At 68.5% G+C, this 16,392-nt stretch carries 14 protein-coding genes; 9 read left to right on the top strand and 5 right to left on the bottom strand.

All coding sequences use genetic code 11. The annotated features are described in order from the left end of the window. The first annotated feature begins 150 nt into the window (after nucleotides 1-150). The 4 genes from DFO45_RS20920 to DFO45_RS20905 all read left to right on the top strand — a co-directional run bounded on the left by DFO45_RS20920 (nucleotide 151) and on the right by DFO45_RS20905 (nucleotide 6,604). Nucleotides 151-1,194: a LacI family DNA-binding transcriptional regulator gene (locus DFO45_RS20920; RefSeq protein ID WP_133866378.1), complete on the top strand. Its 1,044-nt coding sequence runs from the start codon at nucleotides 151-153 to the stop codon at nucleotides 1,192-1,194. A gap of 236 nt (nucleotides 1,195-1,430) precedes the next feature. Then, nucleotides 1,431-2,522, top strand: a complete 1,092-nt coding sequence (gene recA / locus DFO45_RS20915; protein WP_166657202.1) for a recombinase RecA — start codon at nucleotides 1,431-1,433, stop codon at nucleotides 2,520-2,522. A 263-nt stretch (nucleotides 2,523-2,785) separates the two neighbouring features. After that, nucleotides 2,786-5,431: an alanine--tRNA ligase gene (alaS, locus tag DFO45_RS20910; protein WP_133866376.1), complete on the top strand. Its 2,646-nt coding sequence runs from the start codon at nucleotides 2,786-2,788 to the stop codon at nucleotides 5,429-5,431. 234 nt (nucleotides 5,432-5,665) lie between these two features. Beyond that, the gene (locus tag DFO45_RS20905) at nucleotides 5,666-6,604 is read left to right on the top strand and encodes an AEC family transporter (protein ID WP_133866375.1); all 939 of its coding nucleotides are present in this window, start codon (nucleotides 5,666-5,668) and stop codon (nucleotides 6,602-6,604) included. A gap of 55 nt (nucleotides 6,605-6,659) precedes the next feature. On the opposite strand, the gene DFO45_RS20900 is transcribed toward DFO45_RS20905, so the two are convergent. Then, nucleotides 6,660-7,091, bottom strand: coding sequence for a hypothetical protein (locus tag DFO45_RS20900; protein ID WP_052285947.1), 432 nt, complete (start codon nucleotides 7,089-7,091; stop codon nucleotides 6,660-6,662). A 299-nt stretch (nucleotides 7,092-7,390) separates the two neighbouring features. Between DFO45_RS20900 and DFO45_RS20895 the strand changes: the two genes are divergently transcribed. From DFO45_RS20895 to dprA, 4 genes are read left to right on the top strand one after another with little or no spacing between them, the layout of a single operon-like run. Next, nucleotides 7,391-8,356, top strand: a complete 966-nt coding sequence (locus tag DFO45_RS20895; RefSeq protein ID WP_133866374.1) for an aspartate carbamoyltransferase catalytic subunit — start codon at nucleotides 7,391-7,393, stop codon at nucleotides 8,354-8,356. Then, nucleotides 8,349-9,644 (top strand): dihydroorotase, encoded by a 1,296-nt coding sequence (locus DFO45_RS20890; RefSeq protein ID WP_133866373.1) that lies wholly within the window; start codon nucleotides 8,349-8,351, stop codon nucleotides 9,642-9,644. The genes DFO45_RS20895 and DFO45_RS20890 overlap by 8 nt, the downstream gene beginning before the upstream one ends. 58 nt (nucleotides 9,645-9,702) lie before the next feature. Next, nucleotides 9,703-10,326 carry a glycerol-3-phosphate 1-O-acyltransferase PlsY gene (gene plsY, locus DFO45_RS20885; protein ID WP_133866372.1) on the top strand — a complete coding sequence of 208 codons (624 nt, stop codon included), beginning with the start codon at nucleotides 9,703-9,705 and terminating at the stop codon, nucleotides 10,324-10,326. Next, complete coding sequence (dprA, locus tag DFO45_RS20880; protein WP_133866371.1) at nucleotides 10,323-11,447, top strand: DNA-processing protein DprA; 1,125 nt, start codon at nucleotides 10,323-10,325, stop codon at nucleotides 11,445-11,447. The genes plsY and dprA overlap by 4 nt, the downstream gene beginning before the upstream one ends. A gap of 87 nt (nucleotides 11,448-11,534) precedes the next feature. On the opposite strand, the gene gatB is transcribed toward dprA, so the two are convergent. Next, on the bottom strand, nucleotides 11,535-13,013 hold the full coding sequence (gene gatB, locus DFO45_RS20875) for an Asp-tRNA(Asn)/Glu-tRNA(Gln) amidotransferase subunit GatB (protein ID WP_133866370.1): 1,479 nt from the start codon (nucleotides 13,011-13,013) through the stop codon (nucleotides 11,535-11,537). A 140-nt stretch (nucleotides 13,014-13,153) separates the two neighbouring features. Here gatB and DFO45_RS20870 point away from each other — a divergent pair, with 140 nt between their 5' ends. Beyond that, nucleotides 13,154-14,260, top strand: coding sequence for a glycosyltransferase family 2 protein (locus tag DFO45_RS20870; RefSeq protein ID WP_052285946.1), 1,107 nt, complete (start codon nucleotides 13,154-13,156; stop codon nucleotides 14,258-14,260). On the opposite strand, the gene DFO45_RS20865 is transcribed toward DFO45_RS20870, so the two are convergent. Genes DFO45_RS20865 through gatC form a run of 3 tightly spaced genes read right to left on the bottom strand, consistent with a single transcriptional unit; the run spans nucleotide 14,257 to nucleotide 16,327 of the window. Further along, entirely contained in the window at nucleotides 14,257-14,565 is a 309-nt protein-coding gene (locus DFO45_RS20865; RefSeq protein WP_245518212.1) for a chorismate mutase, read from the bottom strand. The two genes, DFO45_RS20870 and DFO45_RS20865, sit on opposite strands and share 4 nt — an antisense overlap. Continuing rightward, on the bottom strand, nucleotides 14,562-16,043 hold the full coding sequence (gene gatA, locus DFO45_RS20860; RefSeq protein WP_012171368.1) for an Asp-tRNA(Asn)/Glu-tRNA(Gln) amidotransferase subunit GatA: 1,482 nt from the start codon (nucleotides 16,041-16,043) through the stop codon (nucleotides 14,562-14,564). Before gatA ends, DFO45_RS20865 begins: the two co-directional genes overlap by 4 nt. Next, complete coding sequence (gene gatC / locus DFO45_RS20855) at nucleotides 16,040-16,327, bottom strand: Asp-tRNA(Asn)/Glu-tRNA(Gln) amidotransferase subunit GatC (RefSeq protein ID WP_012171367.1); 288 nt, start codon at nucleotides 16,325-16,327, stop codon at nucleotides 16,040-16,042. The genes gatA and gatC overlap by 4 nt, the downstream gene beginning before the upstream one ends. Between the last annotated feature and the right edge of the window lie 65 nt (nucleotides 16,328-16,392).

Here is a 16,392-nt window from a genome sequence, read left to right as displayed (position 1 = left end):
TTCCCTAGGAGTGTCAGACCGAAATACGGGTCCCGCCTCCGCTCCCCCATTTTTAGGATCGTTAGCGGGAACGTTCCCATAATCAGACTTGTGCATTCGCCTTGTCAATCGTTAACTGAGGGCACGGTGTTGCGGCGTGAGGGACGGGACGTGTTTCAGGAGGAGGAAACCCAGGAGCGGCCGGGGCGGATCACGATCCTTGACGTGGCCGCTGCGGCGGGTGTCTCCAAATCCACGGTCTCCCGCATCCTGGACGAGCGCCTGCCGCGCTCGGAGAGCGAGACCGCGCGCCGCGTGCGGGAGGTGGCGGCCCGGCTCGGCTATGTGCGCGACGTCTCCGCCGCCAGCCTCCGGCGGGGCCAGACCAACACCATCGGCGTGATCGTGCCGCGCCTGACCGATACGGTCATGGCCATGCTGTACGAGGCGCTGGCCCGGGCCTGCGCGCGCTCCGGCCGCTTCGCCATCGTGGCGACCACCGATGACGAGCCCCGCGCCGACCGGGCAGCCGCGAAGAGCCTGCTCCAGCGCGGCGTGGATGGGCTCGTGCTCTCCACCGCCCGCGAGGGGGACGATTTCGCGCAGGAGCTGGCGGACCGCGGCGTACCTTATGTCCTTGCCCTGCGCAGCGATGGCCGCAGCCTTGCCTCCGTGGGCGACGACCGGCTGGGCGGCTATCTCGCCACCCGCCATCTCATCGATCTCGGCCACCGCCGCATCGGCATCATTGCCGGGCCGAGCTACGCATCCAGCAGCCGCGGGCGGCTCGCCGGCTATCTCCAGGCCCTGGAAGAGCAGGGCGTGCCCCATGATCCGGCCCTGCTGGTGGAGTCGACCTTCGGCATCGATTCCGGTGCGGAGGCGGCGGAGCATCTGATGCGCCTGCCCGATCCGCCCACCGCCATCTTCGCCGTGAACGACAACACCGCCATCGGCGCGCTCTCCGCGCTGGCGCGGCTCGGCGTCTCGGTGCCGGGGGACGTGTCCCTCGTCGGCTATAACGACATTCCCATCGTGAGCCGGCTGCCCATCCCGCTGACCTCCGTGCGGGTGCCGTTCGACCAGATCGCCACCTCCGCCCTCGACCTCATGACCCAGTGGCCGGACACGAAGGGCGAGCGCGTCCGCGTCGCGGCGCCCACGCTCATCCCCCGCCGGTCGAGCGGTCCGCCGAACCGGCGAATCGGCATCTGAGCCCGCCGGGCGCTTCCGCAGCGTCCTCCGCGCGGCGGGAGCAAGGGGCGATTTGTGGGGACAAGACGGCTTCGTGACCGCGCGAGAGGGCTTGGTGGCGACCTGCGGTCGCCTCCCGCTGTGCTCGAACCCCATCTGAAGGCAGGGAAATCAAAAAGAACATATTGCGAACAGAGAACAAATGAGGTACAAAATTCCCACGGCCATTCCTCTTGCGCCAGGCACGGAGCGCGGCGATGACTCAGTCCACTCTCAGACTCGTCGAAGGGTCCTCCATGGATAAGACCAAGGCGCTGGACGCCGCGCTCTCGCAGATCGAGCGGCATTTCGGCAAAGGCTCGATCATGCGGCTCGGCAAGAGCGGCAAGGTGATGGAGGTCGAAAGCATCTCCTCGGGCTCGCTCGGCCTCGATATCGCGCTCGGCATCGGCGGTCTGCCCAGGGGCCGCATCGTCGAGATTTACGGCCCCGAATCCTCGGGCAAGACCACGCTGGCGCTGCACACCATCGCCGAGGCGCAGAAGAAGGGCGGCACCTGCGCCTTCATCGACGCCGAGCATGCGCTCGATCCGATCTATGCCCGCAAGCTGGGCGTCAATCTCGACGACCTGCTGATCTCTCAGCCCGACGCCGGTGAGCAGGCGCTGGAGATCGCCGACACGCTGGTGCGTTCAGGCGCCATCGACGTACTGGTGGTCGATTCGGTGGCCGCCCTCACGCCGCGTGCCGAACTCGACGGCGAGATGGGCGACAACCAGCCCGGCATGCAGGCCCGCCTCATGAGCCAGGCACTGCGCAAGCTCACCGCTTCGATCTCCAAGTCGAACACCATGGTGATCTTCATCAACCAGATCCGCATGAAGATCGGCGTGATGTACGGCTCGCCCGAGACGACCACGGGCGGCAATGCGCTGAAGTTCTACGCCTCCGTGCGCCTCGACATCCGCCGCATCGGCATGATCAAGGAGCGCGACGAGGTGGTGGGCAACCAGACCCGCGTGAAGGTGGTCAAGAACAAGCTGGCCCCGCCCTTCAAGCAGGTCGAGTTCGACATCATGTATGGCGAGGGCGTCTCCAAGATGGGCGAACTGCTCGATCTCGGCGTGCGCGCCGGCGTGGTCGAGAAGTCTGGCGCCTGGTTCTCCTACGACAGCCAGCGCCTCGGCCAGGGCCGCGAGAATGCCAAGACCTTCCTGCGCCAGAACCCCGAGGTGGCCGGCCGCATCGAAGCGACCATCCGCCAGAATGCCGGCCTGATTGCCGACCAGATCCTCACCGGCTCGCCGGAAGACGAGGATGGAGATGGGGATGCGGCCGCCGAGGCCTGATCCCGTCTTTCCATCGGACGATGTTCGGGGCGGCTGCGGCCGCCCTTTTCTTTGGCGGCCCTGGGGAGCCGCCGGTGCGGCCCGGCCGGGCGCTTGCTGGACAAGCGCGGGGGGCGTCGTTAAACGATCATGTCCCTTTCTGGGCGCTGTGCGCCTTGGGTCTTCGGCCCTCGGCACCGGCGTCCCGCCATAAGGCGGGGGAGGGCGGGTGCGCTCCGCGCAGGCCGCGTGGTTCCAAGATTTTCAGGGTGTGGTGCCGGTACATGAGCGGCGTGAACGAGATCCGGTCGAGCTTCATCGACTACTTCGTCAAGAACGGCCACGAAGCGGTCGCATCCTCCCCGCTGGTGCCGCGCAACGACCCGACCTTGATGTTCACCAATGCCGGCATGGTGCAGTTCAAGAACGTCTTCACCGGCGTCGAGAAGCGGCCCTATTCCCGCGCCGTGACCGCGCAGAAGTGCGTGCGCGCCGGCGGCAAGCACAACGATCTCGACAATGTCGGCTACACCGCCCGGCATCATACCTTCTTCGAGATGCTCGGGAATTTCTCCTTCGGCGACTATTTCAAGGACCGGGCCATCGAGCTTGCCTGGAACCTGATCACCAAGGAGTGGGATCTTCCCAAGGACCGGCTGCTCGCCACCGTCTATTATGACGACGACGTCGCCTACGACCTGTGGAAGAAGGTCGCCGGCCTGCCGGACAGCCGCATCATCCGCATCCCCACCTCGGACAATTTCTGGGCCATGGGCGACACCGGCCCGTGCGGCCCGTGCTCGGAAATCTTCTTCGACCATGGCGACCACATTCCCGGCGGCCCCCCCGGCTCGCCGGACGAGGACGGTGACCGCTTCATCGAGATCTGGAATCTCGTGTTCATGCAGTATGAGCAGCTCCCCGGCGAGCGGCTCAACCTGCCCCGGCCGTCCATCGACACCGGCATGGGCCTCGAGCGCATCTCCGCGCTCCTCCAGGGCACGCACGACAATTACGAGACCGACCTCATGCGGGCGATCATCGCCGAGGTCCAGGAACTCACCAACGTGCCGTCCAACGGCCCGCAGAAGGCGAGCCACAGGGTCATCGCCGATCATCTGCGTTCGTCCGTCTTCCTCGTCGCCGACGGCGTGCTGCCCTCCAATGAGGGTCGCGGCTACGTCCTGCGCCGCATCATGCGCCGCGCCATGCGCCATGCGCAGCTCCTCGGCGCGCGCGAGCCGCTGATGCACCGCCTCGTGCCCGTTCTGGTGCGCGAGATGGGCCGCGCCTACCCGGAGATCGTCCGCGCCGAGGCGCTGGCCACCGAGACGCTGCTGCTTGAGGAAACCCGCTTCCGCCGCACGCTGGAGCGCGGCCTCTCGCTGCTGGAGGAGGAGAGCGCGGGCCTTGTCTCCGGTGCCCGCTTCCCCGGCGAGGTCGCCTTCAAGCTCTATGACACCTACGGCTTCCCGCTCGATCTGACCGAGGACGCGCTGCGCGGCCGCGGCATCGAGGTGGAGCGCGAGGCCTTCGACGCCGCCATGGAACGCCAGAAGGCCGAGGCCCGCGCCAACTGGTCGGGCTCGGGCGAGGCGGCGACCGACACCGTGTGGTTCGGCGTGCGCGAGCGCGAGGGCGCCACCGAATTCCTCGGCTATGACACCGAGACCGCCGAAGGCGCCGTGCGTGCGCTGGTGCAGGAGGGCAAGGAAGTCTCCGAGCTGCCCGCCGGCGCCCGCGGCTTCGTGGTGCTGAACCAGACCCCCTTCTATGGCGAATCCGGCGGCCAGGTGGGCGACAGCGGCCTCGTCTCCGGCGAAGGCGTGAAGGCGCGCGTCCTCAACACCCAGAAGAAGCTTGGCGACGTCTTTGTGCATGACGTGGAGGTCACCGAGGGCACGCTGAAGATCGGCACGCCGCTCGCCCTTGAGGTGGATCACGCCCGCCGCTCGGCCGTGCGCGCCAACCACTCCGCCACCCATCTGTTGCATGAGGCGCTGCGCCGCGTGCTCGGCGACCACGTGGCCCAGAAGGGCTCGCTGGTGGCCCCGGACCGGCTGCGCTTCGACTTCAGCCACCCGAAGCCCCTCACGGCCGACGAACTGGCGCAGGTGGAGGACATCGCCAACACCTATGTGCTGCGCAACGAGCCGGTCGAAACCCGCCTGATGGCGGTGGACGATGCCGTGGCCTCGGGCGCCCGCGCGCTGTTCGGCGAGAAGTATGGCGATGAGGTGCGCGTGGTGTCCATGGGCACCGATTCCGGCAACGGCGCTCCCTTCTCGGTGGAGCTGTGCGGCGGCACCCATGTGAAGCGCACGGGTGACATCGGCATCGTCACCGTTCTGGCCGACAGCGGCGTCGCCGCGGGCGTGCGCCGCCTCGAGGCGCTCACCGCCACCGCGGCCCGGCGCCACCTCAATGCCGCGAGCGCGGCCCTCCAGACTACGGCGGGCACGCTCAAGGTCTCCACCGCCGAGGTGGAAGCCCGCGTTGCCGCGCTGGTGGAAGAGCGCCGCAAGCTGGAGCGCGATCTCGCGGAGGCGCGCAAGAAGCTCGCCATGGGCGGCGGCGGCGAATCGGGTCCGGCGGTCGTCGAGGTGAACGGCACGCGCTATCTGCGCATCGCCATCTCGGGCGCCGATCCGAAGGACCTCAAGGCCATCGTGGACGAGGGCAAGACGAAGATCGGCTCCGGCGTCGTGGCTGTGGCCAACACGGCTGCCGATGGCAAGGGCGCGCTGGTCGTCGGCGTCACCGCCGATCTCGTGGGCAAGTTCGACGCGCAGAAGCTCGTGCGCATCGGCGTCGAGGTGCTGGGCGGCAAGGGCGGCGGCGGCCGTCCGGACATGGCGCAGGGCGGTGGCCCCGACGGCGCCAAGGCCGACGCCGCGCTCGCCGCCATCGAGACCGCGCTCGGCGCCTGATCGCGCTTCGGCCGGACAAGCGCTCCGGCCTCCTGTTGAACAACCGGCGCCCCGGTCCGTCCGCGGGCGCCGGTTGCGTTTCAGGCCCTCGACATCTGGTCGGGCGGGGCCGGCCGGCCGCGTATCCGCCAGCGAGCTCTGCGCTGGCCGCAGGGCGTGCGGCGGTGCAGCAAGACTTGCGCTGGCCTCCTCCGGTCGCGGGGGCTATGGAGGCGGTCCCTCCCGGACGTCCTCATGCTCAGCATCATCTCCGCCCTTATCCCGACCTTCCTCGTCATCGTGCTCGGCGTCGTCCTGCGGCGTGTTCTGCTCAAAAAGCCCGATCACTGGGTGGCGCTGGAACAGCTCACCTATTTCGTCCTCTTCCCGGCGCTGCTGATCGTCTCGGCCGTGAAGGCGGACCTCTCCGGCGTGAGCGTGCTCGCCGTGGTGGGGGCCATGTTCGGCGCCATCCTCATCATGTCGGCGGTGCTGCTCGTGCTGCGCCGGCCCGTCGTGGATGCTACGGGCATCGACGGCCCGGCCTTCACCTCGCTGTTCCAGGGCGTCACCCGCTGGAACACCTATGTGGCCCTCGCGGTCTGCGGCGGGCTCTACGGTGCGGCGGGCGTGACGGTGGCGGCGGTGGCGCTGGTGGCGATGATTCCCGCCGTGAACGTCATCTGCGTCATCGTGCTGGCCCGCTACGTGGGGGCCCATGCGCCGACGCCGCGCTTCATCCTCGGCCAGCTCCTGCGCAACCCCTTCATCTGGTCGTGCCTTGCCGGCGCGCTGCTGAACGGCTTTGCGGTGCCGGTGCCCAAGGTGGTGGTGGAGTTCGGCGACATTCTCGGCCGCGCCTCGCTGGCCCTCGGCCTGCTGGTGGTGGGCGGCGGCCTCGCACTCGACCGGCTCAATCGCCTGAAGCCGGTGGTGATTCTCGCAGTGGTGCTGAAGCTGTTCGCCAAACCCGCGATTGCCATCCTGCTCGGCCTGGCCGTCGGCCTCAGCGGCACGGAGCTGGCTGTGCTGGCCATCGTCTGCGCCGTGCCGTCCGCACCGAACGGCTATGTGCTGGCGCGGCAGATGGGCGGTGATGCGCCGCTGCTGGCGGAAATGCTGACGTTCCAGATCATCGTCGCGGCGGCGTCTCTGCCGCTGGTGCTGAGCGCGCTGAAGATGGTGGTGCCATAAGGGCGAAGCTGCGGGCTCAAAAGGAAAGGGCGGCTCGAGAGCCGCCCTTCGTCATTCAGCAGGGACCCCAGTAGCCGCCGCCGGGCGCCGAGTACCAGCACCGGGCGGGACCGCTGTACACCACCGGAGGCGGCGGGGGCGGGGCGTAATAGACCACCGGCGGGGGCGGCGGGGGCGCGGTATAGACCACGGCCGGCGGGGGGGCCGAATTGGCGCTGGCCGCGCCCGCGATGGCGGCCGCACCGAGGATGCCGAGCGCGATGCCCGCGCCGACAGCGGCGCCGTTGTTGTTGTGGTAGCGGCGGCCGCAGTTCCAGCAGGGCGGCGGCGGGCCGTAATACTGGACGGTGCTCACCTGGGCCGGCGCACGGGGCGCAAGGCCCGCGCCGCTGGCGAGCGAGGCGGAAAAAGCCGGGGACGCGGCGGGGATACCGAGCGCAGCAACGAGGCCGATCGCGGCAACCCGTCTTGCAACACTGCTTGCCATTACTTGTCTCCTCAGCGTCTGCCTCGACCTCACACCAGTGGCCGCCTGAAAACGCTGTTGCATCCTTCATCGAACGCGATCGGAGCTAAATTGTGGCTTCGCTCGCGGTGTTTTTATTACTGCGGCGCGGGCTTAACCGGCCCTGAACGGAACCGGCCGTTCCTGTGACGACTTGCGTTCAATCATGGTGACATGAAGGAAATCGCAAGATTTGCGGCGGAAGCGTGGCGACGGTCCGGGCCCGCGGCGCAGGGCGAGCTTGCTCCCCCGCGTGAGTCTCGCTAAGCCTGCGGCCTGCCATGACCACAGCCCCATTCTTCACCCTCGATCGCCGCGACCTCCTCGGCATCGAAGGCCTTTCCGCGCCGGAAATCGTCGGCCTCCTGGACCTGGCTGAGGAATTCGTCGTCCTCAACCGGCAGATCGAGAAAAAGCGTTCGACCTTGCGGGGCCGCACGCAGGTGAACCTGTTCTTCGAGGCCTCCACCCGCACCCAGTCCTCCTTCGAGCTGGCGGGCAAGCGCCTCGGGGCCGACGTGATGAACATGTCGGTGGGCAATTCCTCGGTGAAGAAGGGCGAGACGCTCATCGACACCGCCATGACGCTGAACGCCATGCGCCCCGACATCCTGGTGGTGCGCCATCATGCGTCGGGCGCCGTGGCTCTGCTCGCCCGCAAGGTCGACTGCTGCGTGGTGAATGCCGGCGACGGCGCCCATGAGCATCCCACCCAGGCGCTGCTCGACGCCCTCACCATCCGCCGCAACAAGGGCCGGATCGAGGGGCTGACGGTGGCGGTGTGTGGCGATGTCCTGCATTCGCGGGTCGCCCGCTCCAACATCCTGCTCCTGCACACGCTCGGCGCGCGGGTCCGGGTGGTGGCGCCGTCCACGCTCCTGCCCACCGGCATCGAGAACTTCGGCGTCGAGGTGCATCGCTCCATGGAGAGCGGGCTCGAAGGGGCGGACATCGTGATGATGCTGCGGCTCCAGCGCGAGCGCATGGCCGGCTCCTTCATCCCCTCGGTGAAGGAATATTTCCATTATTACGGCCTCGACGAAGCCAAGCTGAAACGGGCCAAGCCCGATGCGCTGGTGATGCATCCCGGCCCCATGAACCGGGGCGTGGAGATCGATTCGGCGGTGGCGGACGGTGCGCAGTCGCTGATCCGCGAGCAGGTGGAAATGGGCGTCGCCGTGCGCATGGCGGTGCTGGACGCTCTGGCGCGCAAGCTGCCCAACGCGACGGGAGCCGAACGTGACTGAGCCGCATCCGCTTCTTCTTGCCAACGCCCGCGTCATCGATCCCTCGCGCGGCGCCGATTTCCGCGGCGACGTGCTGCTCGCCAGCGGCGTCATCAAGGACGCCGCCTTCGGTATCGCCGCCGCCGGCGTGCCGGATGGCGCCGAGGTGGTGGACTGCAAGGGTGCGGTCGTCGCACCCGGCCTCGTGGACATGCGTGCCTTCATCGGCGAGCCCGGTGCTGAGCACCGCGAGACGCTGGCCTCCGCCAGCCACGCTGCGGCAGCGGGCGGCGTCACCACCATCGTCTGCCAGCCGGACACCGATCCGGTGGTGGACGATCCGGCGATCGTGGACTTCATCCTGCGCCGCGCCCGCGATACGGCCGTGGTGCGCATCCATCCCATGGCGGCCCTCACCAAGGGCCTCAAGGGCGAGGAGATGACCGAGATCGGCCTGCTGCAGGCCGCCGGCGCTGTCGCCTTCACCGATGGCGCGCGCTCCATCGCCTCCGCGCAGGGGCTGCGCCGCATGCTCACCTATGCGCGCGACTTCGAGGCCCTCATCGTCCACCACACCGAGGACGCCACCATGTCGGGCGGCGCCATGAACGAGGGGCTGTTCGCCTCCCGTCTCGGCCTGCCGGGCATTCCGAAGGCGGCGGAGACCATCGTTCTCGAGCGCGACCTGCGCCTCGTGGATGGGGTGCGGGGGCGCTATCACGCCGCCTCCATCACCTGCCGCGAATCGCTGGAGGTTCTGGCGCGGGCGAAGGAGGCGGGTCTCGCCGTCACCGGCTCTGTGTCCATCAACCACCTCTCCTTCAACGAACTGGATGTCGGCCAGTACCGCACCTTCTTTAAGGTATCTCCGCCGCTCCGCGCGGAGGACGACCGGGTGGCGCTCATCCAGGCGCTGTCCTCCGGCCTCATCGACGTGGTGGTGTCCGACCACAATCCGCAGGACGTGGAGATGAAGCGCCTGCCGTTCTCGGAAGCCGAGCCCGGCGCCATCGGGCTCGAGACGCTGCTGAGCGCGGCCCTGCGGCTGGTGCATGCGGGCGATGTGGACCTCGTGAACGTGCTGCGCGCGCTCTCCACCCGGCCGGCGGAATTGCTCGGCCTGAAGGGCGGCACGCTGAAGGCAGGCAGCCCGGCGGACGTGATCGTGCTCGATCCGGAGATGCCCTGGGTGCTCGATCCGGCGAACCTCAAGTCGCGCTCGCGCAACACGCCGTTCGACGGCGCGCGGCTTCAGGGGCGGGTGCTGCGCACCATCGTTGCCGGCCGCACGGTGTACGAATACGTTTGACCTCGCGGCGGCGGGCGGTCTCGAGCCGGCCCGCCGCCCCGACATGATCGGGACCTGAATGCCAGCCTCCGTGCCGTTCCTCGCCGAAATCCCGCTGACGTTGGCGCTCGCCGCTCTGGTGCTGGGCTATCTGCTCGGCTCCATTCCGTTCGGCATCCTCATCACCCGTTTCGCGGGCACGCAGGACATCCGCACCATCGGCTCGGGCAACATCGGCGCCACCAATGTGCTGCGCACAGGGCGCAAGGATCTGGCCGCTGCCACGCTGCTGGGCGACGCGCTGAAGGGTACAGTGGCGGTGCTGCTCGCCCGCCACTTCTGGGGTGAGCCCGCGGCGCTCATCGCCGGTCTCGGTGCCTTCATCGGCCACATCGCGCCGGTCTGGCTGAAGTTCAAGGGCGGCAAGGGCGTCGCCACCTTCCTCGGCATCGCGCTCGGCCTGTTCTGGCCCTCCCTGGTGGTCTTCGCCGTGGTGTGGCTGGGGATGGCCTTCCTGTTCCGCTATTCCTCGCTGGCGGCGCTCACCGCCTCGGTCGCGACGCCGCTCTCGGCGTGGGCGCTCGGGCGGGCGGATGTGGCGGTGCTGATGGCGCTGCTTGCCGTGCTGCTCTGGATCAAGCACCACGCCAACATCTCCCGGCTGCTCTCGGGCACCGAAACCAAGATCGGCGCCAAGGGATGACCGGCGTCGGGACGCGGCTCTCACGGGCGCAGCGTCTCGACTGGCTGCGGCTCATCCGCGCCGAGAATGTGGGCCCGCGCACCTTCCGGGCGCTCATCAACCAGTTCGGCGGCGCGGCGGCCGCCCTTGAGGCCCTGCCGGCGCTCGCGCGCCGGGGCGGACGGCTGATCCCGCCGCGCATCCCGACCCTTGATGAGGCGCAGGCCGAACTCGGCGCGCTGGAGCGGCTGGGCGGGCGGCTGGTGCTCATGGGGGACACCGCCTATCCGCCCGCGCTGCGGGCCGTTGACGATGCCCCGCCGGTGCTGAGCGTGCGCGGGTCCGACGCCATGCTGGCGGCGCCGAAGGTCGCCATCGTGGGTGCCCGCAACGCCTCGGCGGCCGGGCGCACCCTTGCCGCCCGCTTCGCCCGCGATCTGGCCGCGGCCGGCTTCGTGGTGGTCTCCGGGCTCGCACGCGGCATCGATACGGCGGCCCATGAGGCGGCGCTCGCGGGCGGCACCATCGGCGTCTTCGCGGGCGGGCTCTCGCGGCCCTATCCGGCAGAGAACGTGCCGCTGATCGAGGCTGTGGCGGAGAAGGGCGCCGTCGTCTCCGAAATGCCGCTCGGCTGGGAAGCGCGGGCGCGCGACTTTCCCCGCCGCAACCGGCTCGTCTCCGGCATGGCGCTCGGCACGCTGGTGGTAGAGGCAGCGGAGCGCTCCGGATCGCTCATCACCGCGCGCCTCGCCAATGAGCAGGGGCGGGAGGTTTTCGCCATCCCCGGTTCGCCGCTTGATCCGCGCGCGGGGGGCACCAACCGCCTGCTGAAGGCGGGGGCGACGCTCGTCACGGAACCGCAGGACGTGATCGACGCCTTGAAGCCGCTGCTGGAGCGGCCGCTGCCGGGAGGCGGGGACGAGACATTTGAGGCGCCGCGTCCGCCCCGTGCTCCCGAGGGCGGGCCGGACGAGGGCGTGCGGGCGCGCATCCTCGAACTTCTGTCGCCGGTGCCGACCGCCCTCGACGATCTGGTGCGGCTGTCGGGGGCCACCGCCGCCGAGGTGCAGGTCGTGCTGCTGGAACTGGAACTCGCCGGCCGTCTGGAGCGCCAGCGCGGCGGGCTCGTCGCCCTCATGTGAGGCCGGGGAGGGCGACGGACGCTCTCCGGGCCTCCAAACGAAAACACCGGCCCGAAGGCCGGTGCCTCACTGTCTAGGACGCGCCGCTCAGATGCCGAGCTTGCGTTTCAGGATGTCGTTGAGGGCCTGCGGGTTGGCCTTGCCGCCGGAGGCCTTCATGGCCTGGCCGACGAACCAGCCCAGCATGGTGGGCTTGGCCTGCACCTGCGCCACCTTGTCGGGATTGGCGGCGATGATCTCGTCCACCACCTTCTCGATGGCGCCGGTGTCCGTCACCTGCTTCAGGCCGCGCTCCTCCACGAGCACGCGCGGATCGCCGCCTTCCGTATAGACGATCTCGAACAGGTCCTTGGCGATCTTGGAGGAGATGACGCCCTCGCCGATGAGATCGACGATGGCGGCCACCTGCGCCGGGGAGACGGGCGAGGTGGTGACGTCCCTGCCGTCCTTGTTGAGGCGGCCGAACAACTCGTTGATGACGAAGTTCGCCGCCGCCTTGCCGTCGCGGCCCTTGGCCACCTGCTCGAAATAGTCCGCCGTGTCGCGCTCGGCCACCAGCACGCTCGCGTCATAGGGGCTGAGGCCATAGTCGGCGATGAAGCGCGCCTTCTTCTCGTCCGGCAGCTCGGGAAGGTGCGACTTCAACTCCTCCACGAAATCGGCATGCAGCACGAGGGGCAGCAGGTCCGGATCGGGGAAGTAGCGATAATCGTGCGCCTCTTCCTTGGAGCGCATGGAGCGCGTCTCGCCCTTGTTGGGGTCGAACAGGCGGGTTTCCTGATCGATGACGCCGCCATCCTCGAGAATCTCGATCTGGCGCCGGGCCTCCACCTCGATGGCCTGGCCGATGAAGCGGATGGAATTGACGTTCTTGATCTCGCAGCGCGTGCCCAGCGGCTCGCCGGGGCGGCGCACGGAGACGTTCACGTCGGCGCGCAGGTTGCCCTTCTCCATGTCGCCGTCGCAGGTGCCGAGATAGCGCAGGATGGAGCGCAGCTTGGTCACATAAGCGCGGGCCTCCTCCGACGAGCGCAGGTCGGGGCGGGACACGATCTCCATGAGGGCCACGCCGGAGCGGTTGAGGTCCACGAAGGAGAGGGTGGGAGAGAGGTCGTGGATGGACTTGCCGGCATCCTGCTCCAGATGCAGGCGCTCGATGCCGACGACGAAGCTCTCGCCGTCCAGCAGGTCCACGATCACCTCGCCTTCACCCACGATGGGGCTCTTGTACTGGCTGATCTGGTAGCCCTGCGGCAGGTCCGGGTAGAAGTAGTTCTTGCGGTCGAAGGTGGAGCGCAGATTGATCTGCGCCCGGAGGCCGAGGCCGGTGCGCACCGCCTGCGCCACGCATTCCTTGTTGATGACCGGCAGCATGCCCGGCATGGCCGCGTCCACCAGCGACACGTGGTCGTTCGGCGGGCCGCCGAAGGCGGTGGAGGCGCCGGAGAACAGCTTCGCGTTGGACGAGACCTGGGCATGGATTTCCATGCCAATCACCACTTCCCAATTGCCGGTGGCGCCCTTGATGAGCTTCTTGGCGTCGGTCGGTCGGACGTGGGCGGTCATCGCTATCCCTTGCGGATGTGAAAACGGTCTGCCCTGTCCCCTACTCCCCCCGGCAAAGCGTGGCAACCGCAGCGATTGACACAACCCGTTCGCGCTCTAGACATGGCGCCCTGTCACAGTCCGAGGTCCGGCCCCCCTTCATGCGCATCGCCTCCATCTCCCTCGTCAAGGACGAGGCCGACATCCTCGAGGGGTTCGTCCGGCACAACCTCCATTTCGTCGATCGCATGTACATCATCGACGACCGCTCCACGGACAACACGCCGGAAATCCTGCGGCGCCTTTGCGCCGAGAGCGACGCGGTGCGGGTGCTGGAGGATGGCTGGACCGGCGCCTTCCATCAGGCGCGGCGCACCACGGCGGCCATGCGCCTCATCCAGAAGCATGAGGACTGGGACATCATCCTGCCCCTCGACGCCGACGAGATGATCTGCGCGAGCGACCGCGCGGTGTTCGAGGAAGACCTTGCCGCCATACCCGCCGGCATGGCCGGGGCGTTTGCGGAGATGCGCTATCTCGCCGGCCCGAATGACGACATGGCCATCGCCGATCCGCTGACGCGGGTGCGCCAGTCGCTCGGCTACAATCCCGCCAGCGTGTTCAAGAGCCTCGCCCCCAAGGCGCTGCTGAAGGATGCGACGCTGGCCTTCGACGAGGGGAACCATTCGCTCCTCAGCCACGGCGTGCGGGTGCCCACCCACACGCTGCCGCGCGTCCCATTGGCCCATTTCGCGATCCGCTCCGTGGACCAGATCGCGGTCAAATGCATGAAGCATTATGTGGGCTGGCGCAGCCGGGAGGATTACACGGCGAACTTCGTGCCGACGCTGGTGGCGGGCGCGCAGGCGCTGCGGGACGAGCCGCGCTTTGCGCTCAGCCCATCCGCCGCCATCATCCCCGCTTATTGCGCAGGCTATGCGCTGGAGGCGGCCGCCGACCGGCCCTTCACGGAGCGGCGCGGCACGCTGAAATGGCCGGAGCTGGCTGTCTCCCCGCCCTATGCGCAGGTGATCGGCCTGTTCGACCAGCTCATTGCGCGCGCGGCAGCCGGAGACGCGCTGGTGAAGGCGGCGGGCGGCGACATGAGCGCAGATGCGGTCGCCCGTGTCATTGCGGAGCGCAATGCGCTGCAACTGGAGATGGACCGGCTCACCGCCTCCACGTCGAAGCTGGCCAGGGCCTACTGGAAAGCGGTCGGCCGCCGCCTGTTCCGCTCGCTGCGCAAGCGGAACCTCGTCAAGCGCTAGCCGTCCCGGCCGAGCCGCGCGTCCTCATAGTCGATGGTCCACTGGATCAGGGTGCGCCAGAGCTTTTCGGTGAGGTCCGGCGGCAGGCCGGTGTCCTGCGCCCGGCTCCGTACGCGCGCCACCACTTCCTCCACGCGATCCGGCAGCAGGGCCGGAATGCCTGCGTCCGTCTTGATGGCGATCACCCGCTCCACGACGCCGAGGCGGGCGGCAAGCAGATCGACCAGCCGGTCGTCGATGGCGTCGATCTCGCCCCGCAGGTCCTTCAGGAGGCGGCGCGCGGCCGCCTCCTGTTCGGAGATCACTTCCACCACAGGTCGTCGACGGGGAAGCGGCCGGCGGCCTCTTCCACCACCTGCGCGAGGGAGAAGAGGGTCTCTTCCTCGAACGGGCGGCCGATGAGCTGGAGGCCGAGCGGCAGGTTCTTGCAGGAGAGGCCGGCAGGCACGGAGATGCCCGGCAGGCCGGCAAGGTTCACGGTGACGGTGAAGATGTCCTGGAGATACATCTCCACCGGGTCCGCGCTGCCCTTCTCGCCGATGCCGAAGGCGGGCGAGGGGGTGGCGGGGGTGAGCACCGCATCCACGCCCTGCGCGAACACGTCGTCGAAGTCCCGCTTGATGAGGGTGCGGACCTTCTGGGCCTTCACGTAATAGGCGTCGTAATAGCCGGCCGAGAGTACATAGGTGCCGATCATGATGCGGCGACGCACCTCCGGCCCGAAGCCGGCGGCGCGGGTGCGCTCGTACATGTCGATGATGTCGCGGCCGGGGACGCGGGTGCCGTAGCGCACACCATCATAGCGGGCGAGGTTCGAGGAGGCCTCGGCCGGCGCCACGATGTAATAGGTGGGCAGGGCGTACTTCGTGTGGGGCAGCGAGATGTCCACCACCTCCGCGCCCGCATCGCGCAGCCACTGGGCACCTTCTTCCCACATGCCGGCGATCTCGGGATCGAGACCCTCCACGCGATATTCGCGCGGGATGCCGATGCGCTTGCCCTTGATGGAGGCACCCACCGCATCCTCGTAATCCGGCACGGACCGGTTCACGCTGGTGGAATCCTTCGGGTCATAGCCGGCCATGGAGCGCAGCAGCACGGCGGCGTCATTCACCGTGCGGGCGAAGGGGCCGGCCTGATCCAGCGACGAGGCATAGGCGATGATGCCGAAGCGCGAGCAACGGCCGTAGGTGGGCTTGATGCCGACCGTGCCGGTGAAGGCGGCGGGCTGGCGGATGGAGCCGCCGGTATCGGTGCCGGTCGCGCCCGCGCACAGGAAGGCGGCCACCGCCGCCGCGGAGCCGCCGGACGAGCCGCCGGGCACCAGCGGGGCGGAATCGCCCTCGCGCCGCCAGGGCGACACCACCGGACCCTGCGCCGATGTCTCGTTGGACGAGCCCATGGCGAACTCGTCATTGTTGAGCTTGCCCAGCATCACCGCGCCGTCGCGCCAGAGCTGGCTGGTGACGGTGGATTCATAGGGCGGCACGAAATCGCCGAGGATCTTGGAGCCGGCCGTGGTGCGCACGCCGTCGGTGCAGAACATGTCCTTCACGCCGATGGGCAGGCCTTCCAGCTTGCCGGCATCTCCCGAGGCAATGCGCTTGTCGCTCTCGGCGGCCATGGCGAGCGCCTTGTCGGCGGTCTCCAGCACATAGGCGTTGAGGGTGCGGGCCTCGGCCATGGCGTCGAGATAGGACTGCGTCAGTTCGACCGCCGTGAACTCGCCGGTGGCGAGGCCCTCGCGCGCTTCGGTGAGGGTGAGCTGGTTGAGCGCGGTCATTCCACCACCTTCGGAACAGTGAAGAAGCCGCCTTCGGCTTCCGGGGCATTGGCGAGGATCTTCTCGGGATAGTGGCCGTCGGTGACCACGTCCTCGCGCATGGGCAGTTCCATGGGGATGACGCCGGTCATGGGCTCCACGTCGGCCACGTCGAGATTGGCCAGTTGCTCCACGAAGGCGAGGATGGCGTTGAGCTCGCCCTTCAGCGGCTCCAGCTCCTCCTCACTCACCGCGATGCGCGCGAGATGCGCCACCCGGCGGACGGTCGCCTGATCGACGGACATGACATGCTCCTTAAAACTAAGGCCGCTATAGCAAGGGCATCGGGCGGGTGAAAGCCTCATGCCGG

It is taken from the genome of Azorhizobium sp. AG788, assembly GCF_004364705.1.
In the GTDB taxonomy this organism is placed as follows: Bacteria; Pseudomonadota; Alphaproteobacteria; order Rhizobiales; family Xanthobacteraceae; genus Azorhizobium; species Azorhizobium caulinodans.
Note: the sequence above shows the minus strand (reverse complement) of the source record. Positions and strands in the feature narration are given on the sequence as shown.